Origin of the sequence: Arcobacter siniprincipis (SeqCode), assembly GCF_048571125.1 — a bacterium.
GTDB classification, from domain to species: domain Bacteria; phylum Campylobacterota; class Campylobacteria; order Campylobacterales; family Arcobacteraceae; genus Arcobacter; species Arcobacter siniprincipis.
Window position 1 is genome coordinate 365166 of sequence record NZ_CP182343.1, and the last position, 24591, is coordinate 389756.

Here is a 24591-nt window from a genome sequence, read left to right on the forward strand (position 1 = left end):
ATAAAAAGGAATAAAATGCTTTTACACATACCAAATGTATTAACAAAGGAACAAATAAAAGAGTGTAGAAAACTCTTAGATGAAGCTATTTGGATTGATGGAAAACTAACAGCTGGTAGTCAAGCTGTTAATGTAAAAAGTAATCTACAACTAGCCGAAAATGATCCTTTGTTAAAACATTTAAGAGATATTATTACTTCTACTTTAAAATCAAATCCTCTTTTTGTCTCAGCTGCCTTGCCAAATCATATAATTTCACCTTTTATAAATAGATACGAAAATAGTGGTGCCTATGGGAATCATGTTGATAATTCAATTTTATATGATACAACAGTTGGTAAAAACTTTCGTACTGATATTTCTTGCTCTTTGTTTTTTACAGAACCTGAAGAGTATGAAGGTGGAGAAATGATTATAGAAGATACTTTTGGAACACATGAAGTGAAACTTCCAGCAGGTGATCTGATACTCTATCCTTCTACTAGTTTACATAGAGTTGAACCAGTTGTCAGCGGTGTAAGAATGGTAAGTTTTATGTGGACTCAAAGTATGATTAGAAGTGCATGGAAAAGAAGTATATTATTTGAACTTGATAATACAATTCAAAGTTTAAGAGCTAAGTATGGAGAGACACAAGAAGCTGTAAATCTATCTATTCATTACCATAAGTTAATTCAAGAATGGGCGGAACTTTAAAGTGAATACTATAGAGCCAAAATTAGATTACATACCAAATGAAATTGTTAGTGTTGATGATTATGAAAGCTTTGCAAAATCTAGAGTAGATGCAAATGCTTGGGTTTATATTTCAAGCGCTTCAGCAGATGAAATCACTTATAGAGCGAATAAGCAAGCATTTGATAAAATACATCTTCTAAGTAGAACTTTAGAAGATGTAAAAGCTGGGAATACAAAGTTAAATCTATTTGGGCAAGAGTATGCCCATCCTATTTTTTTAGCTCCGGTTGCATATCAAAAATTAGTTCATGGTGATGGTGAAATTGCAAGTGCTCAAGCTGCTAATGCCATGGAAGCCTGTATGATGGTAAGTGGTTTTTCAAGCACTTCTTTGGAAGAAGTAAGCTCCCATTCCAATTCACCTTTATGGTTTCAATTATATATGCAAATTGATATGAATGAGAATTTGTTTTTAATAAAAAAAGCTGAAAACTTAGGATATAAAGCACTAGTAATTACAATAGATGCTCCAATTGCAGGAATTAGAAATAAAGAACAAAAAGCAGGCTTTTGTTTACCTTCTCATATAGAAGCTATAAATTTACGAGGAATGAAACAATTAACTTTAGATTTAAACTCAACTCAAAGTAGCATTTTTGATGGGGTTATGGCACATTCTCCTACTTGGGCAGATATAAAATTTATAAAAGAAAATACGAAACTACCAGTTATTTTAAAAGGTATTACTCACCCCTCTTATGCAAGAAAAGCACTTGAACTTGGGATTGATGGTATTATTGTCTCAAATCATGGAGGAAGAACTTTAGATACTCTTATTCCGACAATTGATATTTTACCAAAGATTGTTGAGGCAGTTGGTGGAAAAATCCCAGTTTTACTAGATGGTGGAATTAGAAGAGGAACTGATATTTTAAAAGCTCTTGCTTTTGGAGCAAGTGCTGTTTTAATTGGTAGACCAATTATGTTTGCCCTTGCTACATCAGGAGCTTTAGGTGTGGCACATATTTTAAAAATACTAAGAGATGAGTTAGAAATATCTATGGCACTTACGGGATGTAAAACCCTTAAAAATATTACAAAAGAAATTTTATTTTAGAAAAAAGGATTTAAATGCATAAAAAATTTTTATTTAAAGTGCATATGGTTTTGGGTTTAACAGCTGGAGTTATTTTACTAATTATGGGAATAACGGGAGCAATGTTATCTTATCAAAAAGAGATATTAAAATATATAAATAAAGATAGTTATTTAGTAGAAGTTCCAAGTACAAAAAGACTATCTTCAAAAGAGATATTAGAAAAGTTTGAGCAAAAATTTCCTGATGCAAAAATAAATGCATTTAGTTTTTCAAGTGATGAGAATAGATCTGTAGCTATTAATGTAAAATCTAATGGGGAGGGAAAACTAGCAAGAAGAGGAATAAATTATTATGTAAATCCTTATACGGCAGAAGTTTTACCAAGTACCCAAGGATATTCATTTTTTAAACTTATCGAAAGAATTCATAGGGGATTAATAATTGGAGAAGTAGGGAAACAACTAAGCGGAATCTCTACCTTTGCACTTTTAGTACTTATGTTTAGTGGGATATATGTTTATTGGAAAAGAATAAAAAACTCATTTTTCAAAAGTTTTACTTTTAGTTTTAAGGATAAAAAAAGAGCATTTTTATCTAATATGCACTTTGCAATTGGAATGTGGGTAATACCTTTTTATTTATTATTATGTATTACAGGTGTTGCTATGACATATGATTGGGTAAAAGATGGCTTATACAAAGTCTCAGGAGTTGAAAAACCTATACGACAAAAAAGAATGCCAGCACCAAAAAATAACGAAGCTGAAACTATAGTTTATCTATCAAATAATGATGTAGAAAAAACAATTCAATTATTTAATAAAAATGTTAAAGAGTATGAAAATGCTACTTTGCAAATTGGCAAAAAAAGTGATGTAGTAAAAATAAGTTATTTTGCAAAAAATGCCATTCATGATAGGGCAAGAAGTGAAATAACACTAAACACAAAAACAAATGAAGTAATAAAAAATGATAGATTTGAAGATAAAGCCTTAAATGATAGGTTGATGAGAAGTATTATTCCTCTTCATACAGGAGAATATTTTGGTCTTTTAGTTCAAGGAATATTAGGACTATCATCTTTAATGATGGCACTATTTACAATAACTGGTTTTATGATGTATTTCAAAAGAAAAAATAAAAAATCAGCTAAAAAAATATAATCTAACAAAAAACACCTACTAACTAGCTATTTTTCTTAGTAATATAAATAAAAACTAGGAAAATAGCTTTGAAACAAATCCTTTGGTTTAGACGAGATCTAAGAACACAAGATAATAAAATCTTAGAAAAAGCATCCAATGAAGTACTGCCCATATTTATTTTTGACAAAAATATTTTACAAAAACTAGATATTGATGATAAAAGAGTTACTTTTATTTATGAGGCAGTATTAGCTTTAAAAAAATCACTTCAAAGCCTTGGATTAGATTTATATATATTTTTTGACACTCCTAAAAATGTTTTTATGAAGCTTAAAAAAGAGGGCTTTGATGAAGTATTGTGTTCAAGTGATTTTGACTCATATGCTATAAAAAGAGATAAAGAGATAAATGAAATATTGCCTTTAAAAAGATATTTTGACTCATATTTGATAAATCCAAGAAGAAATCTAAAAAAAGATGGAACACCTTATAAAGTATTTACTCCTTTTTACAAATCATTATCTTGGTTGAGTTCCTCAGATAAAATAGGAGAAGCCCAAATAAATCAAAATCAAAAACTATATAAATATGAAAATAAAACTCCTTCTTTAGAAGAGTTAGGATTTAAAAGAGCTGATTTACCAGAGTTTTTAAAAAAAACACCACAAAACAGGCTAGATGATTTTAAAGAAAAAGTAGAAGAGTATGAAAAAAACAGAGATATATTTTATAAAGATGGAACTTCAAATTTAGGAGTTGATTTAAGATTTGGAACTCTATCTCCTAGAATGATTTTTAATGAAATAAGAAAATCAAATAAAAGAAATAGTGAAATATTTATAAGACAGCTTTTTTGGAGAGAGTTTTATAACTATATTTTATTTCATTTTCCAAAAAGTGAAAATGAAAACTGGAAGAACATAGAAATAACTTGGAGTGAAGATGAAGAAGATTTTCAAAAGTGGTGCGAAGGTAAAACGGGAATTCCAATAATAGATGCGGCAATGAGACACTTTAATAAAACAGGAATGATGCACAATAGACTTAGAATGATTGTCTCTTCTTTTTTATGCAAAAATCTACTTATTGATTGGAAAAAAGGTGAGCATTATTTTGCAAAAAAATTGCTTGATTATGATGCAAGTTCAAATATAGGATCATGGCAATGGGCGGCAAGTACAGGGGCTGATAGTGTGCCATATTTTAGAATCTTAAATCCATACTTACAATCAGGAAAGTTCGATAAAGAAGCTATTTTTATAAAAAGTGTGATTCCTGAACTTAAAGATGTGGATGCAAAACTAATACATGTAGAGGGTGCATTAAAAGATAAATATATAAGTCCAATAGTACAGATGAAATATTCAAGAGATAGAGCAATAAGAGTTTTTAAAGAGGCAAAAAATGCAAAAGTATGATTTAGCAATAGTTGGCTCAGGAATTGGTGGGGCTTTAATAGCAGCATTGAATAAAGATAAAAATCATATTCTTTTTGAAAAAGATTCTAATCTAGGAGGTTGTGCTAGTACTTTTAAAAGATTTGGGAATTATTATAATGCAGGAGCTACAACTTTTGTAGGATACGAAGAAAATCATATTATAAAAAATATGTTTGATAAAATCAAATATGTTCCAGATATTTTTGAATCAAAAGTTGCAATAAGAACAATACAAAATAAAAAAGTAGTAGATAGAGTTAGAAATTTTGAAGAATTTTTGTTACAAATACAAGAAAACTATCCAAATGAAAATAATAGAATTTTTTGGAAAAAGATAAAAGATATTGATGAAAAGTTTTGGCAAATCAAAGATATACATTTTGCAAAATATAGTCTAAAATCTTATATAAAATCTTTGGCTACTTTTAAAGATATGATAAAAGTTTTTAAGATGGATTTACTTAAAAGTGCAAGTTCATTTATTAAAGAGACTTTAGGAGACATAACACAGGAGTATCAAAGTTTTATAGATGCTCAACTTCTTATTACCGTTCAAAGTAAATCAAAAGATGTTTCTTTATTATCCATGGCCTTAGGATTAGCCTACCCTTTTCATAAAGTATTTTATGTAAATAATGGCATGGGTTCAATTATAGAAGAAATACTAAAAGAGGTAAATGTTCACAAAAATGAAGAGATAATAAGAATCAAAAAGTTAAAAGATTATTATTTGATTAATTCATCAAAAGGTGAATATCAAGCAAAAAATATTGTGCTAAATACAACTATTTATGATAGCAAAAATCTTTTTGATAAAAAAATAAAAAATTATTATGAAAAGTTTGAATTTAGTGATCAAAGTGCCTTTACAACTTATCTTACAATTGATAGTAAAAAAGAGTTTTTAGAACACTATCAAATCATTTTAAAAATTGATATTCCAAATTGTATCTCTAACTCATTTTTTATCTCTTTTTCAAAACTAAGTGATAAAAAAATGAGCCAAAATGGATATAGTATAACTATCTCAACTCATACTAAAGTTAGTACTTGGAAAGTTTTGTCAAAAGAAGATTATAAAAAACAAAAAGAGTTAACGCAAAACTTTATATTAGAGCATTTTTTAGATTATTTTGATAACATAAGTTCAGAACAAATAACAAAAATATTTTCTGCGACTAGTTTGACTTTTCAAAGATTTATTGGAAGAGAAAATTGTGGAGGAAGAGCTATAAATGTAAAGTCAGCTTTGCAAGTTCCCTCTTGTCAAACACCTTTTAGTGGTTTATATAATGTGGGAGATACAATCTTTGCTGGTCAAGGTTGGCCAGGTGTTGCTTTGGGTGCTAGTATATTAAACAAGGAATTAAATGAAAAGCTTTGAATTACAAATTTCTTACAAAGATTGGCTTTATATAATCATTATAGGAATATTCTTTGGTTTTTTGATTTCTTTAGTTTTTTATTATATAAATGAAGAGATTAGATATTTTTCAACTATAGCTTTTAGTACTTCATGTGCTTTTTTTATCTCTTTTTTTTCCTTTTTATTTATCTCTATTTCAAACTTTTATATTTTGCCAAATATTCAAAAAAAGTATTGGTATTTTATTAGTTTCATTTTCTCTTTTTTAGCTGGTTGGTGTGGTTTTTCTTTAACATTTTTTCTATTTGATGATACATACCCAATAGTAAAACTCATATCTTTTTATTGGTTAGATATAAGTTTTACTATTGGACTATTGACTTTTTTGATTGGTTTAATATTGCATCAGTTCATCTCAATGAAATATAAAAATGAAATAGCCCATAGTGAAGTTTTACAGACGAAATTAGAAGCTTTGGAGAGTGAGTTAAATCCTCACTTTTTATTTAATGCTTTAAATTCTATTTCTGAACTAATTTATCAAGACCAGAAAAAAGCAGAAGAATCAGTTTTAAAATTATCAAAGTTTTTAAGAAATGCAATTACAAAAAAAGGTTTGATTGATTTAAAAAGTGAAATTGATATGTTAAATACATATTTGCATATAGAAAATATAAGATTTGATGAAAAAATAGTTTTTAATTTAAATTGTGATGAAAAATACTATGATATGCTTTTACCCAAATTTTCAATACAACTCTTGGTAGAAAATGCAATAAAACATGGTTTTACAGGTGGAAGTTTAATTATTGATGTAAATGTAAATGATAAAAAAATAGAAGTAACAAATAGTGGAAAGATTACTTCAAAAGTTATTTTTGGAGTAGGATTAAATAACTTGCAAAAAAGATTACAAATACTGAAAATTGGGTATTTAAAAAGTTCAATAGAAAATGATAAAATGAAGTTTACAATATATAGGAGTAATAGATGAAAGTAATGATAGTAGATGATGAGAAGCTAGCTCTTAGTAGATTAACAAGACTTCTAAATGAAGAGGGAATAGAAGATATTGTAAGTTTTGATTCTCCAAGTCTTGCTTTAGTGGAAGCTACAAAGAATAAATTTGATGTAGTCTTTTTGGATATATCAATGCCACAAATGAATGGTTTGGAACTTGCAAATATTATTCTGTCAATGGAACCTAAGACTTTTATAGTATTTCAAACAGCGTATAGTGAGTATGCAATAGAGGCTTTTAAAATTGGTGGAATAGATTATTTAATGAAACCCATAGAAAGTGATGATATAAAAAGAGTAATAGAAAAAATTAAAAGTTTTAAACAATCAAATGAATCAAGTGATGAAAAACTTTTAGGAAAAAGAGGAAATAAGATATATCTAATCAAGCTTGATGATATATATTTTATAAAAGCAGACCTTGATGAAGTCCTTGTTCGTATAAAAGATGCAGATGTATATGTAAAAAGAAAGATTGGTGATTTAGAAAAACTTTTAGATAAAAAGAAGTTTTTTAGAATCCATCGTTCAATCATTGTAAATGTGGACAAAATAAAGTCAATGGAGAGTGTAGAACAATCAAAATTGACTATTAGCTTTGAACATATTGATTCAGTAGTTACAAGTTCTAAAGATGGAGCTAAAGAATTTAGAGAATATTTAGAAAGAAGAAGTCTTTAAACTGACAAAAAACTACTACTAATCCTTTTATTTTGATGATAAACTTTCCAAAATAGAAGGATTATTATGAATAAATTATTATCAACACTACTTTTTTTTATTCCAATACTGGGAATTTCACAAACATCAATTTATGATATTAAAGTTAAAACCATAGACAATAAAGAAATATCTTTATCAAAATATAAAAATAGAGTTATGTTAATAGTCAATGTTGCTAGTAAATGTGGCTTTACTTATCAATATGAAGGTTTAGAAAAGTTACATGAAAAATATTCTTCAAAAGGTTTAAGTATTTTAGGTTTTCCTTGTAACCAATTTATGAATCAAGAACCAGGAACAAATGAAGATATAAAAGAATTTTGTTCATTGACTTATCAAGTAAAATTTGACATGTTTTCTAAAATAGATGTAAATGGTGATGATACTTCACCTTTATATAAATATCTAAAATCATCTCAATCAGGTCTATTTGGTACAGGTCTTATAAAATGGAATTTCACAAAGTTTTTAGTTGATAGAAATGGAAAAGTAATAAAAAGATACTCTCCTTCAACAAATCCAAGTGAAATCGAAGATGATATAAAAGAGTTATTATGAAAAGATACGAAAAAACATCACTCATCTCTTGCTCATTAGATGAATTATTTGAGTTTCATTTAGATTCAAATAATATAAAAAAGATTACTCCAAAAGATACAAAAGTAGAACTTCTAAGTAAAGACTTTGTGCCAGCTGAAGGCAAAGTTTTACAAATAAAAACTACGAAATTTTGTGTACCAACTCTTTGGGCTGTTGAAATTAGTCTGATTAAAAAACCAAATATGTTAGTAGATACAGCTGTTAAGTCGCCTTTTGAATTTTGGAGACATTCTCATATATTTACAAAAAAAGGTAATGTTTGTGAACTAAAAGATGTGATTGAGTATGAAATGCCTTTTGGAATTATAGGTAATATTTTTTCTGGTTTTATGCAAAAGCAACTTGATAATATGTTTTCATATAGACATAAACAAACAAAAATGATATTAGAAAAGAAGGATAAAGCTTGAAAAAAGCAGTTGTATTGATGAATATGGGTGGACCAAATAATTTAGATGAAGTAAAAGTTTTTTTGACAAATATGTTTAATGACAAATATATAATAGGCGCTCCTCAACCAATAAGAGCAATGATAGGATTTTTAATTACAAGTTTAAGAACAAAAGAATCACAAAAAAACTATGCTTTGCTTGGTGGAATATCACCAATAGTTGGACATACAAAAAGACTTGTTAGAAGATTAAATGAAAGAATGGAAGATAAAGATATATTTTATGCCATGAGATATACTCCTCCTTTTTCAAAAGAAGTAGTAAAACAACTAAGAGAGTATGATGAAATTATTGCTTTTCCTATGTATCCACATTACTCAAGTACAACGACAAAGTCTTCAATTGAAGACTTTCAAAAGGCTTTAAAAAAGGCAAAGATAAATACTCCTGTTAAGACTATAAATAGTTATTATGACAATGAAAAATACAATAAAGTAATAGTTGAGAGAATAAAAGAGAGATTAGTTGGAGATAACTCAGAAGAGTTTGAATTGGTTTTTTCTGCCCATGGACTTACCCAAAGGGTTATTGACAAAGGTGATTTATATCAAAAACATATTTTAGCAAATGTTGAATGTGCAAAAAAAGAGTTAGAAAAACAAGGAATAAAATTCAAAGATATCCATGTAGCTTATCAATCAAGACTAGGACCTATGGAGTGGCTTAGACCTTATATGGATGACAAGTTAAGAGAACTTGGAGATAAAGTTTTAGTTTATCCTATCTCATTTACAGTAGATAATTCAGAAACAGAATTTGAACTTGTAATGGAGTATAAAGAGATAGCTGATGAGGTAGGAATAAAGGATTATAGAGTTGCCCGTGCTCCAAATCATCATCCACTTTTTATGGAAGCGTTAAGTGAGCTTTTTGAGCAGGCAGTATAAATTACTTGTAAAAAAGTTTTATAATACCTGCTAAAAATAATACTAAAGCAAAGCTTTTTAAATCTTTGTCATATAAAAGAATAAAAAAGCTAGATAGAATTAGAATTAAAGAGTTTGTGATTCCTTTTACATAACTTTTTAACTCTTTTGCTAAATACTCAATTTGATTATTTGAAACTTCAATTTGTAAAGTTCCCTCACTAGCTTTTTTTACTACATTCTTTAACTCTTTTACAAAAAATGGTAAATCTTTTACTTCATCAATAATTGTCTCCGTTATTGTATCTTTTGCCCCAAGGGCTTTTGGAAGATTATTTTGCAAGATTGGTAGGATGTCTTTTATTCCATTGAAATTTTCTATATAAGTAGTCCCTAATCCTTCTACAATAGCACTAACTCTTAAGATATAAATAGCATCACTTGGTAGTTTAAAAGGCATATTTCTAGTTGTTTCTAAAATCTCAAAGGCAAGTTTTTGCATAGATTCACTACTTAAATTATCATTTGAAAATATATCAAACATATTTGAAGTAAATTCTGCAAGTTCTGAAGTAGGAGCTTCATATGATATGGTTCCAAGCCTTTTACTAGCAGCAATATAGAGTTCATAATTTTGTTCATTGGCTGCTTTTATTAACTCAATTATTGCTATTCTTTTATCATTTGGTACAGTTTTTACCATACCAAAATCAAGTAAAATAAGCTCACCTTTTTTATTTACAAGTAGATTTCCAGGATGTGGATCTGCATGGAAGTATCCATTTATAAGCATTTGGGTAGTATAAAAATCAACTAATTTTGCAATAATATTTTTAAAGTCAATTTTGTGTTTAAAGATATTTTCTTTATCATCAAATCTAAATCCTTCTTCATAACTCATAACAATAGCATCATCACTACAATACTCTTCATATGGTTTAGGAAACTTTATACCACTATTCTCATATACATGGGAAAATTTCTTTAGATTTGCTAACTCTTTATTTAGTGAAACTTCTTCTTTAATCATTTTTGAAAATTCTACAATAACAGCTTCTATAGAGTTTTTAGTATAGTGTGAAAATAGGGGTTTAAATAAAAAATTAAAAAAGCTTATGATTTTTATATCAGCTAAAATTTGTTTTTTTATGCCATCTCTTCTTAATTTTACAGCAACTTTTTCTCCACTATTTAAATATGCCACATGAACTTGTCCAATTGAAGCAGAAGCTATGGCATTTTTATCAAAGCTCTTGAAAGTAAGATTTTTAAAGGCTTTATTATAAATCTTTCCATAACTTTTTTCATTCATTGGTGGGATTTGATCATGAAGATTTTTTAACTCATCAAGATAGTCTTGTGAGAAAAAATCAGATCTAGTAGCTAATACTTGAGCTAATTTTATAAAACTAGCTCCCAAATCAACAATAGTATTTTTTAATTTTTTTGGTTTAAGGGGTTTTAAAAATAAAAAGCTATCTTTTCTTTTTATAACTAAATAAATAGTTAATAAAAAAAGAAATACACTTAATACTCTTTTTGGTGAATAATTATTTATTTTAAATCCTCTTTTAGTTTTTCTAAGTCTTGTTTTGTCGCAAGTCCTAGTTCATCAATTACTTCTTTTAATATTCTTTTCATTTCATCTTTTGCTTTTTGTTCTTCATCTTTACCTTTTTGTTCAAGGGATTCTAAAAAGCTTTTTGCATCATCTTTTTTTAATTTACCTTTTTCTTCTAAGGCTTTTATCTCTTCTTCAACTTTTTCTCTGATAATGGCTGCTGCTCCAAAGCCTGTATTTAATAACTCTTTTAGCATTTTGATATCCTTTTAGATTTTTATTATTGTATATTATAAAATAATAATATATACCTTGGTAGTAAAAAAATGTTAATTAGTATTTTAAAGTTAACTAAATACTAATAATTTTACCTGCTAACTTATGGGCAATTGGACCTTTCCCTGCACCTAAATTTGGTGCATTTTTTATTGCATGGAAAATAAATTCTTTCGAGATACTAATTGATTCCTCAAGTGTTTTTCCAAGAGCTAAATTTGCTGCAATTGCACTTGAAAAACTACAACCTGTACCATGGGTATTTGAGGTATCTATAAAATCAGATTGAAAAATCTTTTTTTGCCCACTTTTATAAAATAATATATCTATAGAGACTTTTTTATTATCAATTTGTTCTGTATGATTTTTTATTAAAACTTTACAAGGTATATTAGAAATACTTTTTAAAGCATCCTTTCCAAAAAGTTCTTTTGCTTCATATAAGTTTGGAGTAGTAACTTTTGAATATGGAAATAGAGTTTTTAAATTTTCAATTGCATCCTCATTTAAAAGTTTTGAACCAGCTTTTGATATAAAAACAGGATCAAAAACTATAGGTATGTTTAAATCTTTTATAGAATCTCTGACAATATCAATAATATCATTTGAAAAAAGCATACCAATTTTTATGCAAGTTACATCAAAATCATCCAAAACTGCATCAATTTGGTCTTTTATAAAAGATGGACTTACTTCTTGAACATTTGTCACACCTTTTGTATTTTGTGAAGTTAAAACTGTGATTACACTACATCCAAAAACTCCAAATGCTTCAAATGTTTTTAAGTCAGCTTGAATTCCAGCTCCTGCACTACAATCACTTCCTGCTATGGTTAATACTACTTTCAATTTAATTCCTTTATTTAGTTCCTAATTCTATTGGATTTATCATTATGTTAGGATAATTAAGTACAAAAAATAAAGAAAATATAGTAAGAATAATCATTAAAGTTATTTTAATAAAAGGAAAGGTTTTTATGCTACAATTTGGCTACAAATTATGAAGAAAGATTAAAAGGGGATTTAATGTTAAAATCATTATCGATAAAAGCAAGACTTTTACTTATAGTTATAAGTTCAATAGTTATTGTTTCTGCTGTTATGCTTGTGCAATCAGTTATTTCTTTACAAGAAACATCTGCTACAGTAATAGAAAAATTTAAAGAAAGTGCATATGCTACTAAAGAAGAAGAATTAAAAAACTATGTCTCTTTAGTCATGAAAACAGTAGAATCTTATCATGAAAGAACAGCTCCTGAAAAAATAAAAGTTGAAGTTCAAGCTAAATTAAAAGAACAAACTGAATTTATGTTATCAATCATGCAAGGGGAGTATGACAAGTATAATGGAAAAGTTTCACAAGAAGAACTTAAGAGTATTGTTAAAACTTCTGTAGAAAAAGCAAGATACGGAAGTACAGGTTACTTTTGGATAAATGACTTAGATGCAAAAATTATTATGCATCCAATAAAACCAGACCTAGATGGTAAAGATATGTCTGAATATAAAGATCAAGGTGGAAAAAGAATTTTTTACGAATTTGCACAAGTTGCAAAAAAATCAGGATCTGGCTTTGTTGATTATGTTTGGCCAAAGCCAGGTTTTGAAAAACCTCAAGAAAAGGTATCTTTTGTAAAACTTTTTGAACCATTTGGTTGGGTTGTAGGAACAGGTGAATATGTTGATAATGTTACTGATAAATTAAAAAAAGAAGCATTAAAAGCAATAGGACAAATGAAATATGGTAAAGATGGTTATTATTGGATTAATGATTCCAACCATGTCATTGTTTTACATCCTAATAATCTAGGTGCAGTGGGTAAAAGTATGTATGATTTAAAAGATACGACTGGTAAATATTTGTATCGAGAAATTGTAAAAGCTGCTAATGCAAAAGAAGAGGGTGGATTAGTTAAATATACATGGCCAAAACCAGGTAAAAAAGCTGCACAACCTAAATTCTCATATGTTCAAAAATTTGGTCCTTGGGATTGGATAATAGGAACAGGTGCTTATGTGGATGATATTGAAGATAAAATTTTACAAATGCATGATGAAACTGAGGCTCAAATTAAATCAGTAATTATAAGAAATTGTGTAATTATTTTTATTATTATGATTATCTTAGCGACAATTATGGGAATGCTATCTAACAAATCTATTTTTGTACCCTTAAATAAATTTCAAGATGGATTATTAGGATTCTTTAAATATTTAAATAAAGAACAACCTGATGTTGATAATCTTGATGACTCAGCAAATGATGAGATTGGTGCAATGGCTAAGATAATAAACCAAAATTTAGATAAAACAAAATCTTTAATAAGACAAGATGATGAGTTAATTCAAGATGTTACAAGAGTAGTTGGAGAGATTGAAAAAGGGTATTTATTCAATAGAGTTGAAAAAAGAACAGAAAATGAGTCTTTACAAAAACTTCAAAATAAATTAAATGAAATGTTAGATAATCTTGAAACTAATATAGGTAAAGATACAAATATTATATTAGATTGTCTAGCAAATTATGGAAAACTTGACTTTAGAGATAATATACAAAATGCTCAAGGAAAAGTTGAAGTAGCTATAAATGAGCTGTCAGAAATTATTAACAATATGTTAAAAGAGAATAAACAAAATGGTTTAACACTAGATGCAAGTTCTGATGTTCTACTTAAAAATGTTGATATATTAAATAGAAACTCTACTTCAACAGCAGCATCACTTGAAGAAACAGCAGCAGCACTAGAAGAGATAACTTCTGCAATTGTTAGTAATACAAATAATATTTCTACAATGGCAACATATTCTAATGAATTGGTTGAATCAATTAATGTAGGTAAAACTTTAGCTGAATCAACTGTTGTTGCAATGGATGAAATTAATACTCAAACAGAAGCAATTGCTGACGCAATTGTATTGATTGACCAAATAGCTTTCCAAACAAATATTTTATCACTAAATGCTGCAGTTGAAGCTGCAACTGCAGGTGAAGCTGGAAAAGGGTTTGCAGTTGTTGCAGCGGAAGTTCGAAATCTAGCATCAAGAAGTGCAGATGCAGCTAAAGAGATAAAAGCCTTAGTTGAAAATGCAACACAAAAAACAAATGCTGGTAAAGAGGGAACTGATAAGATGATTAAAGGTTATGAAATCTTACATCTAAATATCAACAAAACAACAGAAACAATAAAATCAATTGAAGAATCATCAAAAGAGCAAAGAGCTGGTATTGAGCAAATAAATGATGCTGTTAACAGATTAGACCAACAAACACAAGAAAATGTTGCTATATCTAATACAACTCACTCAATTGCTGTTGAAACTGATGAGTTAGCTAAACTTATTGTTACAGTTACAAATGAAAAAGAGTTTAGAGGGAAAAATGATTTAAAAGCAAAAATTTCTAATTATGAGACACCAAAAGTTACTGTGCCTGTAAAAAAAATAGAAGTAAAAAAAGTAGAAAAATCTTCTGATAAAAATAAAGAAGTAAAAAAAGAGACTACTACTTTAAAAGAATCTAAACCAAAAGTTGAAGTAATCAAAAGTCAGAGTAGTTCTGATGATGAATGGGAAAGTTTTTAATAACTAATAATTACGAAGAGATATAGATCTATTTTATATCTCTTCTGATATTATTGTGCTTATTTTTTGTGATGAACCAAAGTGTGGAAATAGTTTGAATTTTATATTTGGATATTTATTTTCTAAGGCTATTAGTATATTTGGAATATCACTTACCACATGTTTTCCAGAATTTAAAAAATAAGGATAAATACTAATTTCAATAACATTTTCTATAGAGAGTTCTTTTACAACTTCTTCAATAGAAGGTTCTGCAAATTCTAAAAAAGCACTTTTTATTTTTTCATACTTGTTTGAATTAAGTACTTTTATTTCTTTTACTAAATGTCTAAACTCTTCATTTGATTTGTCTTTTTTACTGCCATGCGCTACTAATAATAATGCTCTCATTGTTTTCCTTTTTTAATAATAGATGTTTTGTAGCAAGTTTTATTTATTTGCTAAATATGATAAAATAAATTCATATAATATGTATTAAAGCTTAGTGTTAAATTAATAGGCTTGTTTAATTTCATTAATTACATTATAAAAGATATTTGATATAATTTGTACCTTTAAATGCTTCCTTAGCTCAGCTGGATAGAACAACGCCCTTCTAAGGCGTAGGCCAATGGTTCGAATCCATTAGGGAGTACCACTTTTAGATTCCCAAAACTTATAAAATATATTGTTGATAATTGTTTAATTTGATTGTATTAAAATGTAGATTGAACTAGTGGTGGCGCGGGGCAGTTTCATTTGTTTTAAAAACCCATATAAAAGGGTTTTCTATGAATAGTTTAAATAAAAAGGCAACAAAAAGGCACTAATCATTTTTATTATTTTCTAATTTGCCTATTTCTTCTTGAATTTTTTTAAGATTTTCTCTATGTTCTCTAAGTTTAATCTCTCTAAATACATTTGATATTTTATCAGTAGATTTTGATATTTCTTCAACAAGATTATTTATAAATAAAGTTTCAGTCATTTCTTCAATTAATAACAGAAATTTTGGTTTAAGGTTAGAGCTCATTATAGATGATTTTCTAATTGATGAGGAAAAATCATTAGTACTTTCTAGAGATAGTACACCACTTATATCAACATCTTTTATAGCATCAGTTAAACTTTTATTTTTACGAAAAGAAATATTTTCTTCTGCTTCATTTAATGATTTTTCTGTTATATCTAAAGAAAAACTAGTTTTTCCTAGTTCCATAAATTTAGTAGTACTAAGTATTTCAAAATTACTAATATCTGCTTCTTTTTGTATCTCTTGTCTTAATTCTGCTCTTGCACCAATTTTTTTCTTTCCACCTGAATCTATTTCATAAATCCAATCTTCTTTTTCATCATCTGTTATAAATACTATTGACTTAATATTTTCATCTTTTGCTTTTTCAATTATTTGTTTCCATATAATTAAATCTCCATACATTGGAGTATACTCTATATTTTCAAATGAAAAATTTGGATAACCTTTTTTATCTTTTTCATCCATATATCCAGGAGGAACTTTGTTAGAATATCGGGTTTTACCATCTTCTATGATTTCTTTAATAAAGTCATTAGTAGGCTTAACTCCAACCTTATTTAAGAAATATTTATCTAATTCTTTTCTTATTTCATCTGATGAGTTTACACATGGTTGTTTTTCATCAAACTCAGAGACATCTTCTTGATAATTATCAATTAATTCTACAATATTCTTTTTAAGTTTTTGAGTTAAATCAGATAATTTAGGTTCTCTTATATTTAAGTTTAATTCTTTTAAATCTTTTTCAAATATTTTTTTAACACTATCAAGGTGTGTATTAATTTTTCTATAAATAGCTTTTTCATCTCTTACTATTCCTAATCTTTTTCTTTGATATTCAAGTCCCACATGATAAGGTAACCATATTTTACCAGATAATTTATCTAATATTTTAAAAAAATTATCTCTAGTTTCTTTTGTATATGAGTATAAATATAATAATACATTTGTATCAAAAATAAATAAAATATTATCTTGATTAACTAATTCAATTAAATCTTCTTGACTTGTAGTATAAAACCCTGAAAATACATCTTTCATATATAGCCCTTAAATATTGTCTTAATGTCTTAATCTCATGCTTTAAAATAGTTTTAGTAAAAAAACTTATTAATTATGTCTTAATTGTCTTAATTTCGTCTTAATCTCATATACCTTTATAGATACCTATATATAGGAGAAAAGATATTATTTATTTATTATTAAGACATTAAGACACTACACTTCTATATTTTTATATATATGCCTTTTTCGTTAAGACATAGTTAAGACAAAATGTCTTAATTGTCTTAATCTCATTTATTTAAAATATTCTAACAATCGAATCAAATTATTTTTATTTAGTAAGAAAAACTTTTCTAGGTGTTTAACTTTTTATATAAAATATAGAAATATACTTTTTTATTGATGACAATTAAAAAATGGAATATATTTTTAATTTATTGTTCTGCTTCTGTCCTATTACAGCACATAAACAAAAAGATAGGAGAGAATACAAAAGAGACTAAAAATGGCACACCCGCAATACTATTGCAGAACTAACAGAGAGTTTAACAGAGAGCAGGGAGCAGGAAGTCGGACAGAGAGCAGCAGGAACTTAACAGAATAAAAAATGGAATTCAATTTTCTCATTTCCTCTTCCCATTTCCTCTTCCTTTCCCTCATACAATTTCATTTCTCATTTCCTCATATCCCACAATTGCACTCATTTGAGCTTATTCTGTAGTGATTTGAGGTATTTAGATTAAATCATGCATTATGTTAGTTGTTTTAACTAATTCTTCATTATCAATATGAGTATAAATCATTGAGGTATTTATATCACTGTGTCCTAAAGCATTTTTTACTAGTACTACATCTCTATTTTTTCTATACAATTGTGTAGCAAATGTATGTCTTAAAAGATGAGTACCTTTTTTGGCTTTTTTAATTTTTGCCATTGTTAAAACTTTCTCAACGGCTCTTGATATATATGCTTGAGTTAGTTTCTCTTCTTTATCACTTTTAAATACTAAATCATGAGTTTTATTATCCAAATACTTTGTATTTAAATACTTTTCTAAATATATCTTTTGAAGTAAGACTTCTCTATATTTATTGCCTTTTCCAACAACTCCAATTTTATAAAATTCGTTGTATTCTTCAATATCTGAATATTTAACATTTATGGCTTCTTGTGATCTTAATCCCGTCAATAAAATTAGCTTTAATATAAAACTATTTCTATAAGTACTATTGTTTTGTTTTTTATAAATTTCTAAAGAACTAAAAAACTCTTTTAATTCACTTTCATTTAGATATATAGGCATTTTTTTACCTGGAGTAATACTATTTCTTTCCCAATTTTTTAGGTCAATATAATAGCTATATCTTTTATCCTCTTCATCGTAATTATATTTATCAATAAAATTAAAAAAGATAGTTATTACTGTTCTATAATTTTTCTTTGTTGCATTACTAAAGGATTTTGTACTTTGATTTAAATATTCAATTAAAAATGAATTATCTATCTTTTTAAGAGATTCGATATTTTTTAATTTTATAAAATCATATAGTTTTTTTAATGTTTGATGATATATATTAAAGCCACTAAAGCCATTGTTACGCATTAATTTAAAGTAATGTTCTAATTCATCAATAGTATTTGAACATTCTATTTGTGCTAATATATCTTTTATCTTTTCTTTGTCTTCTACTTGTCTTTGTGAAGTTGTATTAACTTTATTAATAGTAAACTTTTTAAGCCAAAAAATAAAAGACTCTGTAGTTTCTTCTTTTATATCTAATAAGTATTTCATATTAATTTTCCTCCGTAATAAATGTAGTTCTATCAATCTTTTCTAATCTAAATAAGCCTTGTTCTACAAGCTCATCAATCTTCTCTTTATTTAATCCTCTAACGCTATTTGTTGCTTCACTTCTTGATATTCTTTTTTCTTTGGTATTTCTAATCTTTTTTTGTAGTTTGACAGTGATACTATCAATCTTATAGTTCAACATCTTATTTCTTTGAAATAGTTCTAGGACCTTATGACTTTCATTAGTAAATATTGTCATAATATATATAGCTTCTTTTACATACTCTAAAGAAACTTCTAACATATTATCACTCTTAATAATATCCATCTTTTTATATGCACTATTAAAGATATAACTAACTAAAGCAAATTTGAGTACATAGGTAGTTAATCTATATGTTGCGGTTATCTCTTCATCTGTTTCAGTTTCATAAGCACTTATACTATATTCATTGAACCATTTTATATAATACTTTTGTGCTTCGTTATTCAATCTAAATAAAATAGGCTCTTCTCTATCTATTTCTAACATATCAATTACAAATTGTCCTATCTCTGAATATTGATGAGTATTGATATTGAAGTCTTTTATTTGGAGTGGTTTAAAATCATCCCTGGTGTTATAACTAAATAAATATCTAGCCATAAATCCACTTGCTATGTCATTTTTATTTGCAACTTCTAAAAGCCATTGTTCTGTTATTAATCCAACCTCACAAAGTACAGGTCTTTTTAATATGATACTTCCACCATTTACTAATCTTTTATGTAATAACTCACCCTCAAATGCGGATGTTTTTAATGCCTTGTAAGATTTATCATTATTTGTCTTTTCAAGCTCTGCTCTCATTTCATCATAATAGATAATTCCACCATTTTGATTGTCTTGTAATGATTTTATTTTAGCCTCTGGTGTACCATCATTTTGAAATACTAAAAGTTTAGGTTCTGGTCTATCAGGTTCAACTTCATTTCTTCTATCTTCTTTTGCAAGTTCTCTAAAGTTTTTAATATCTATTTTGTATTGTTCAAGTTTCCCTTCATACTCTTCGTATAATTCATTTTGTATATTTCCAAAGATACATTTTTTAGTATATTGGTATAAAGTTGATTTAGCAGCTAGACTTGATGGGGCAATAATAATACTCCAAATTACAGGAAATACTGTTATATTTTTGCCATTTGTGATTTTAGCTCTTGCTCCAATTAATCCAGCCATTGAAGATAAGACGGTTGATAATGCCATACTTGATGGGTAGTCATTTATTTGCATTAAATCTTTAACCAAATTACTTAAAAAGGGAGATAACTTTGTAAAGTCTATTTGACAACTATTACTCTCTTTATGTTCTTTTTTTTCTTGATAAAGGTTTTGAATCTTTGATAATTCTTTTTCTAATATTTTTCCAAAAGCAATGCTATTTAAGTTTTCTTTTACTTTTCGTTGGTGTGCTTTGCTTAGTGCTGTATCAACTTCTCTTTGTCTATGATTTTCTTGTAGTGTTTCTATATATTGGGATAAGTTGGTTATTGGATTTGATGACAAAATATCTATAAGGATATGATCATATTCATCAGAGTTCAAATCTTTTTTTATAAATTCTTCATCTATTGGTTTATTTTGTTTGTGAAGCCTTAACATAGATTCAAAAATCTTTTTGTGACCATCTGCATAAAATGATTCTTTGCTTAATTTAGAATGCATTTTGTCAAATTGTTTATAATCAAATAAAAAGCTACATAAAACAGTTTTTTCAATATTTATAGTATGAACTGTATCAATTGTACTTTTATTATTTGGTATGTTATAATTACTCATGTCCAACCTTATTGTTTGAATATTTTAGAGAGCTTTTTAAGAGAGCTCTCCAAAGTATGTTTATACTCCTAATAATTAAGAGTTTGTTTGTTCCCTACATAATTTAAGCCAAGTAATAAAAGCCCACCTATAAAGACTGTTTTTTCTATTTTAGATGTTCTTTTGGTTTGTCCTGTAAATTCATTTTTTAGGATATTAATTCCTACACTAATTATTGAACTTTTTATGATGTTATTTACATCTAAAGTTTTCCCATTTTGTGCATTTTTATATGCAGTTAATACAATATTTGATATATTGTTACTTATATTTTTATTCATGTTGAGCCTTTCTCATATGATAAATTTAATTCATCTTGCTAATTGCAGTTAGTAAGATGAACACCTAATATTTTTCATTGCTGTCCTTTTATATACAAATTCTACTTTTTAGTTACACCTCCTAATTTAGATTATAATTCGAATATAAACTCACGTATAAGTCTTTTCTTTGTTGCGTGTCTAATATTTATACTTTGTGCATAATGTTTTGTGATTATTGTATTTGTTCTATCAAAGTCACAAATAACATATTCAACTAAATTCTCAATTGTTTGTCCATTATCAAGTTCAATTCTCAATTTATTTTTTAATTCAAATAAATCCATTATCTGTCACCTTGATTTAGTTCAACTTTTCCATTCTCAATGATTGATACAATTTCTGATTTTTTATATAAGACTTTTCTCCCTCTTTTATAAAAAGGGAAAATTTCTTTTGTAGAGCGCCAATTTGCTAAGGTTTGTTTTGAATAGCCAGTTAAGTTAATAACTTGTTCTATTGTCAAGAATTCATCATTTTGTAACATTTGATGCCCCTTGATTTACTTCTACTTTACCACTTTCAATAATGGCAAGAATTTCAGTCTTTTTATAAAATATTTTTCTACCAACTTTATAAAAAGGGAATTTTTCTTTTTTTACTCTAAGGTTTGATAATGCACTTACTGTATGTCCTGTTAAACATGAGACTTCTTGTGGGGTGATAAAATTGTCATTCATAATTACTCCTTTTAATAAACATTTTATAACACTTTAAAACACTTATGAAATTTTAGCAGTAATTATTGCACTTGTCAATAGTTTAAAACACTTTGAAACACTTATATTAAGATTTTATTATTGTATGAATATGTATTTTTCCCACAAAGTACCATTTATACGTTCATCTGCTTCTTTGAATGCACGTTGTACTTGTGTTAAATTTTTAGAGTTATAGATATAATGAGATAACAGTTCTTCTATGTCTGATGTATCAGAAAAAACTTTTTCAATTTCTTCCTTTTCTTTGGGTTCAATCATTGAAACAAATGTTTTAAAAAACTTAGGAATTATTCTTAAAGTATCATATATAAATAGCCGTTTTATTTCAGCATCTTTTCTAAATTTAATATTAACTTTATCTCCTATTTTATAAAACCTATTAAACTCTTTTATTAAGGAGTCTGAAGATGCAGAATTAAATAAAATATCTTTTAGAGCTTTTATATCATTTTCACTTAAAATTTTGTCATCAAGAGTTCTAACTTTATAATTTTCATAAAGTTCTTGAGATATTTCTAATAAATTTTCTTTTCTTAATATGTATTGGAATGTGTCATTTCTTAATAAATATAATAGTCCAAAATCTTTAGCTTCAATATAATTCATATATTTAAATACATTTTTGAAATGAACTTGCCAATCAGTAACATCAAAATCAGCTACCATGTCCATAAATAAGTTATAAGAACTCATAATTAAGTTTATTTTTTTATCACTAGAAAATTGTTCTATTTTATTTATAGAACTATTACTTGAATTTTCTTTTATTAGATTCCAATCTTCTATTTTAACAATGACATGTGTTTTATTTCCATTACCATCAACTATATAATTTACATCCATATTTATAACTTTTTAATAAATTTAGGTTATTTTACTCAATTTATAGTTAGTTTTTGCTCAATCATGTTTAAATCATCTATAATCTCTTTATCTGCTAAATCAATGTATCTTTGAGTGGTTTTTATATCTTTGTGAGTCATCATCTTTTGTATTTTAAAAGCATTTAATCCATGTCTGGCAAGTAGTGTACCAAAATGATGTCTAAGACTATGAAGAGGTCTATAGTTATCAGGTAATTGTGCCTTTAATTTCATCTTATTAGCATGAAATGCTAGTTTACTTATAGTTATTTGTATCCCTGGTGTTTCTTCAAAGATATAGACTTTTGTAGTTTCTCTTTGAGATTCTATTATATCTTTTGCACTATTTGATAAAAAATAGGTTTCATCATGCCCACTTTTTGCGTCTATGATTTTTATTGTACTATTTTCATAAGAGTAGTTTTCCCATTTTATCTTTAATGGCTCAGCTCTTCTCATGCCAGTACAAAATATAAACTTAACAATTTTAGACATTAATCTATATGGATAATTATCAATTACATTTAAGTATCTAGCTATCATCTCATCAGAATAGGTTTCTGTTACCTTTTTTTCTTTAATAGATATGTTTAATTTTATGTTTGGAGCAGATGTAATATATTCATGTTCTATTGCATGATTAATCACTCTTTTTATGACAGAGAATATCTTTTTAAAAGTTGTTTCACTCAAGCCTTTAGCTAATAGGTTGTTATATATATCTTTTATATCATTTGTATTAATATCATTAACCTTTTTATTATAAAGGTGTGAGCAATAGTTATCTAATCTTTGAAGATCAGTAGTTATTGCTTTCAGTTTATTTTTTTTATCATCTTCCCATTTATCAATTATGTTTTTAAAGGTTATATCTTTTTTAGTATGATTGTTTATACCATGTCTAATTTCATAGAGAATATCATTTTTAATTTGAAATGCTTTAGCAGCTGTCATCATCTGTGACTTTTTACCAACCGATTTTTTTAGTTGTTTTCCATTACTTCTATAAACTACATAAAACGATAAATCAAGCTTACCATTAAATAAAGTCTTTAACTCTTTATAATATATTCCATCATACTTTGTACTATGTAAAAAATCATTATTCATTACTATTCCTAAAAGGCAACATTATATTTAACAAAAAGGCAACAAATAGGTAACATTTGAAAAGTATTTGTTAGTAATGAAGTATATCTTAAAGTATTTAACATATCAATAGGGATTCGGTGAAATGGGTCTTATAGTATTGAAAGGTATTGAATAGTATTTAGTGACTAGTGGTGGCGCGGGGCAGAATCGAACTGCCGACACAAGGATTTTCAGTCCTTTGCTCTACCGACTGAGCTACCGAGCCACTAGTGGTGGTGAGGGAAGGATTTGAACCTTCGAAGCCGTAGGCGGCGGATTTACAATCCGCAGGATTTGACCACTCTCCAACCTCACCTTTTGTTTGAAGAGCGTAATAATATTCAAAAAAAGATTAAAGTTATATGAAATTTGAGTATAAGTTCAGTCTTTTTTCGTAAATTTTAACCATTGGTTCAAAAAATCATCTCTTTTTAGTATAATAGAGCCTAAGTCAAGCTTATATTGCAAACATGCATGACCTAAATTCCAAAACTCATAGTTCTCTTTTTCAAGTAGTTGTCCTAAAAGAACTAATTGCAGTTTACCATAATTATTGTACTTTTTATCTCTACTTGAAAACCCACTTAGACTTGTATACACTTTGCCAACTTTATACCCGATTTCACCTGCAATTAATGTATCATTCTTGCTATCATATAATTCAAAAGTCAATAATTCAAAATTCTCATGCTTATTAGAAAATATATCTAAAAGCATATTTTTATAATCTTGATTTATCCATGAATCTTTGTGAAATTGATTTATTTTTTCTATAATTTGATTTATATCTTTATTTTTGACAAATAAATAAGTATTCTTTTTTAATAACTTCTTTATTTTTTTACTTATATGAAGATTTTCAAAGTACAAAACGGCATATTCAAACTGAAGTTCTGGAAGTAAATAGCTTTTATTGTTTGCTAAAGTAGCTATAGTGCTAATAAAACCTGCTTGGGCTAACTTTATATATAAAGAAGGAGAAAAGTGCTCACAGGCATAGTAATTCTCTTTCATATTTGGATAAATATGATTTCTTAATATTTGTTCATTGGAAATTATTTCCTCATCTATTAGATA

General features: G+C 27.1%; 25 protein-coding genes and 3 tRNA genes. 12 read left to right on the top strand and 16 right to left on the bottom strand.

The window, feature by feature from the left end:
• Window positions 1-15 precede the first annotated feature (15 nt).
• From ACNI3D_RS01945 to hemH, 10 genes are all read left to right on the top strand, one after another.
• Complete coding sequence (locus tag ACNI3D_RS01945; RefSeq protein ID WP_419768054.1) at window positions 16-696, top strand: Fe2+-dependent dioxygenase; 681 nt, start codon at window positions 16-18, stop codon at window positions 694-696.
• Between the two features lies 1 nt (window position 697).
• On the top strand, window positions 698-1795 hold the full coding sequence (locus ACNI3D_RS01950) for an alpha-hydroxy acid oxidase (protein WP_419768055.1): 1098 nt from the start codon (window positions 698-700) through the stop codon (window positions 1793-1795).
• A 14-nt stretch (window positions 1796-1809) separates the two neighbouring features.
• Window positions 1810-2940, top strand: coding sequence for a PepSY-associated TM helix domain-containing protein (locus tag ACNI3D_RS01955; RefSeq protein WP_419768056.1), 1131 nt, complete (start codon window positions 1810-1812; stop codon window positions 2938-2940).
• A gap of 68 nt (window positions 2941-3008) precedes the next feature.
• Window positions 3009-4340 carry a cryptochrome/photolyase family protein gene (locus ACNI3D_RS01960; RefSeq protein WP_419768057.1) on the top strand — a complete coding sequence of 444 codons (1332 nt, stop codon included), beginning with the start codon at window positions 3009-3011 and terminating at the stop codon, window positions 4338-4340.
• On the top strand, window positions 4327-5745 hold the full coding sequence (locus ACNI3D_RS01965) for a phytoene desaturase family protein (RefSeq protein ID WP_419768058.1): 1419 nt from the start codon (window positions 4327-4329) through the stop codon (window positions 5743-5745). Before ACNI3D_RS01960 ends, ACNI3D_RS01965 begins: the two co-directional genes overlap by 14 nt.
• Window positions 5732-6721 carry a sensor histidine kinase gene (locus ACNI3D_RS01970; RefSeq protein WP_375722618.1) on the top strand — a complete coding sequence of 330 codons (990 nt, stop codon included), beginning with the start codon at window positions 5732-5734 and terminating at the stop codon, window positions 6719-6721. Before ACNI3D_RS01965 ends, ACNI3D_RS01970 begins: the two co-directional genes overlap by 14 nt.
• Entirely contained in the window at window positions 6718-7428 is a 711-nt protein-coding gene (locus ACNI3D_RS01975) for a LytR/AlgR family response regulator transcription factor (protein WP_375722619.1), read from the top strand. The genes ACNI3D_RS01970 and ACNI3D_RS01975 overlap by 4 nt, the downstream gene beginning before the upstream one ends.
• Window positions 7429-7494: 66 nt before the next feature.
• On the top strand, window positions 7495-8028 hold the full coding sequence (locus ACNI3D_RS01980; RefSeq protein WP_375722620.1) for a glutathione peroxidase: 534 nt from the start codon (window positions 7495-7497) through the stop codon (window positions 8026-8028).
• Window positions 8025-8480, top strand: a complete 456-nt coding sequence (locus ACNI3D_RS01985) for an SRPBCC family protein (RefSeq protein ID WP_419768059.1) — start codon at window positions 8025-8027, stop codon at window positions 8478-8480. The genes ACNI3D_RS01980 and ACNI3D_RS01985 overlap by 4 nt, the downstream gene beginning before the upstream one ends.
• Window positions 8477-9409 carry a ferrochelatase gene (hemH, locus tag ACNI3D_RS01990; RefSeq protein ID WP_419768060.1) on the top strand — a complete coding sequence of 311 codons (933 nt, stop codon included), beginning with the start codon at window positions 8477-8479 and terminating at the stop codon, window positions 9407-9409. Before ACNI3D_RS01985 ends, hemH begins: the two co-directional genes overlap by 4 nt.
• A 1-nt stretch (window position 9410) precedes the next feature.
• Here hemH and ACNI3D_RS01995 read toward each other — a convergent pair whose 3' ends face one another.
• The 3 genes from ACNI3D_RS01995 to thiD all read right to left on the bottom strand — a co-directional run bounded on the left by ACNI3D_RS01995 (window position 9411) and on the right by thiD (window position 12074).
• On the bottom strand, window positions 9411-10946 hold the full coding sequence (locus tag ACNI3D_RS01995; RefSeq protein WP_419768976.1) for an ABC1 kinase family protein: 1536 nt from the start codon (window positions 10944-10946) through the stop codon (window positions 9411-9413).
• Entirely contained in the window at window positions 10943-11206 is a 264-nt protein-coding gene (locus ACNI3D_RS02000) for a hypothetical protein (protein WP_129100985.1), read from the bottom strand. Before ACNI3D_RS02000 ends, ACNI3D_RS01995 begins: the two co-directional genes overlap by 4 nt.
• Before the next feature lie 94 nt (window positions 11207-11300).
• Entirely contained in the window at window positions 11301-12074 is a 774-nt protein-coding gene (gene thiD / locus ACNI3D_RS02005; RefSeq protein WP_419768061.1) for a bifunctional hydroxymethylpyrimidine kinase/phosphomethylpyrimidine kinase, read from the bottom strand.
• Window positions 12075-12251: 177 nt separating this feature from the next.
• Here thiD and ACNI3D_RS02010 point away from each other — a divergent pair, with 177 nt between their 5' ends.
• Window positions 12252-14807, top strand: coding sequence for a methyl-accepting chemotaxis protein (locus ACNI3D_RS02010; protein ID WP_419768062.1), 2556 nt, complete (start codon window positions 12252-12254; stop codon window positions 14805-14807).
• Between the two features lie 33 nt (window positions 14808-14840).
• Here ACNI3D_RS02010 and ACNI3D_RS02015 read toward each other — a convergent pair whose 3' ends face one another.
• Complete coding sequence (locus ACNI3D_RS02015; protein WP_419768063.1) at window positions 14841-15197, bottom strand: sirohydrochlorin chelatase; 357 nt, start codon at window positions 15195-15197, stop codon at window positions 14841-14843.
• Window positions 15198-15367: 170 nt separating this feature from the next.
• Between ACNI3D_RS02015 and ACNI3D_RS02020 the strand changes: the two genes are divergently transcribed.
• Window positions 15368-15444, top strand: a tRNA-Arg gene (locus ACNI3D_RS02020).
• A gap of 168 nt (window positions 15445-15612) precedes the next feature.
• Here the strand turns inward: ACNI3D_RS02020 and ACNI3D_RS02025 are convergent.
• The 12 genes from ACNI3D_RS02025 to ACNI3D_RS02080 all read right to left on the bottom strand — a co-directional run bounded on the left by ACNI3D_RS02025 (window position 15613) and on the right by ACNI3D_RS02080 (window position 24528).
• Window positions 15613-16863, bottom strand: a complete 1251-nt coding sequence (locus ACNI3D_RS02025; protein WP_419768064.1) for a PIN-like domain-containing protein — start codon at window positions 16861-16863, stop codon at window positions 15613-15615.
• A 698-nt stretch (window positions 16864-17561) separates the two neighbouring features.
• Window positions 17562-18620, bottom strand: a complete 1059-nt coding sequence (locus ACNI3D_RS02030) for a tyrosine-type recombinase/integrase (RefSeq protein WP_419768065.1) — start codon at window positions 18618-18620, stop codon at window positions 17562-17564.
• A gap of 1 nt (window position 18621) precedes the next feature.
• The gene (locus ACNI3D_RS02035; protein ID WP_419768066.1) at window positions 18622-20439 is read right to left on the bottom strand and encodes a DUF3987 domain-containing protein; all 1818 of its coding nucleotides are present in this window, start codon (window positions 20437-20439) and stop codon (window positions 18622-18624) included.
• A 68-nt stretch (window positions 20440-20507) separates the two neighbouring features.
• On the bottom strand, window positions 20508-20759 hold the full coding sequence (locus tag ACNI3D_RS02040) for a hypothetical protein (RefSeq protein ID WP_419768067.1): 252 nt from the start codon (window positions 20757-20759) through the stop codon (window positions 20508-20510).
• Between the two features lie 131 nt (window positions 20760-20890).
• Window positions 20891-21085 carry a hypothetical protein gene (locus ACNI3D_RS02045; RefSeq protein WP_419768068.1) on the bottom strand — a complete coding sequence of 65 codons (195 nt, stop codon included), beginning with the start codon at window positions 21083-21085 and terminating at the stop codon, window positions 20891-20893.
• Window positions 21085-21285, bottom strand: coding sequence for a helix-turn-helix transcriptional regulator (locus ACNI3D_RS02050; protein ID WP_419768069.1), 201 nt, complete (start codon window positions 21283-21285; stop codon window positions 21085-21087). The genes ACNI3D_RS02045 and ACNI3D_RS02050 overlap by 1 nt, the downstream gene beginning before the upstream one ends.
• Window positions 21272-21478, bottom strand: coding sequence for a hypothetical protein (locus ACNI3D_RS02055; RefSeq protein WP_419768070.1), 207 nt, complete (start codon window positions 21476-21478; stop codon window positions 21272-21274). The genes ACNI3D_RS02050 and ACNI3D_RS02055 overlap by 14 nt, the downstream gene beginning before the upstream one ends.
• A 117-nt stretch (window positions 21479-21595) precedes the next feature.
• On the bottom strand, window positions 21596-22363 hold the full coding sequence (locus tag ACNI3D_RS02060) for a hypothetical protein (protein ID WP_419768071.1): 768 nt from the start codon (window positions 22361-22363) through the stop codon (window positions 21596-21598).
• Window positions 22364-22398: 35 nt separating this feature from the next.
• Window positions 22399-23493, bottom strand: coding sequence for a tyrosine-type recombinase/integrase (locus ACNI3D_RS02065; protein WP_419768072.1), 1095 nt, complete (start codon window positions 23491-23493; stop codon window positions 22399-22401).
• Between the two features lie 171 nt (window positions 23494-23664).
• Window positions 23665-23740: transfer RNA gene (locus ACNI3D_RS02070), tRNA-Phe, on the bottom strand.
• A gap of 5 nt (window positions 23741-23745) precedes the next feature.
• Window positions 23746-23830: transfer RNA gene (locus tag ACNI3D_RS02075), tRNA-Tyr, on the bottom strand.
• 65 nt (window positions 23831-23895) lie between these two features.
• Entirely contained in the window at window positions 23896-24528 is a 633-nt protein-coding gene (locus tag ACNI3D_RS02080) for a hypothetical protein (protein ID WP_419768073.1), read from the bottom strand.
• Window positions 24529-24591: the final 63 nt, after the last annotated feature.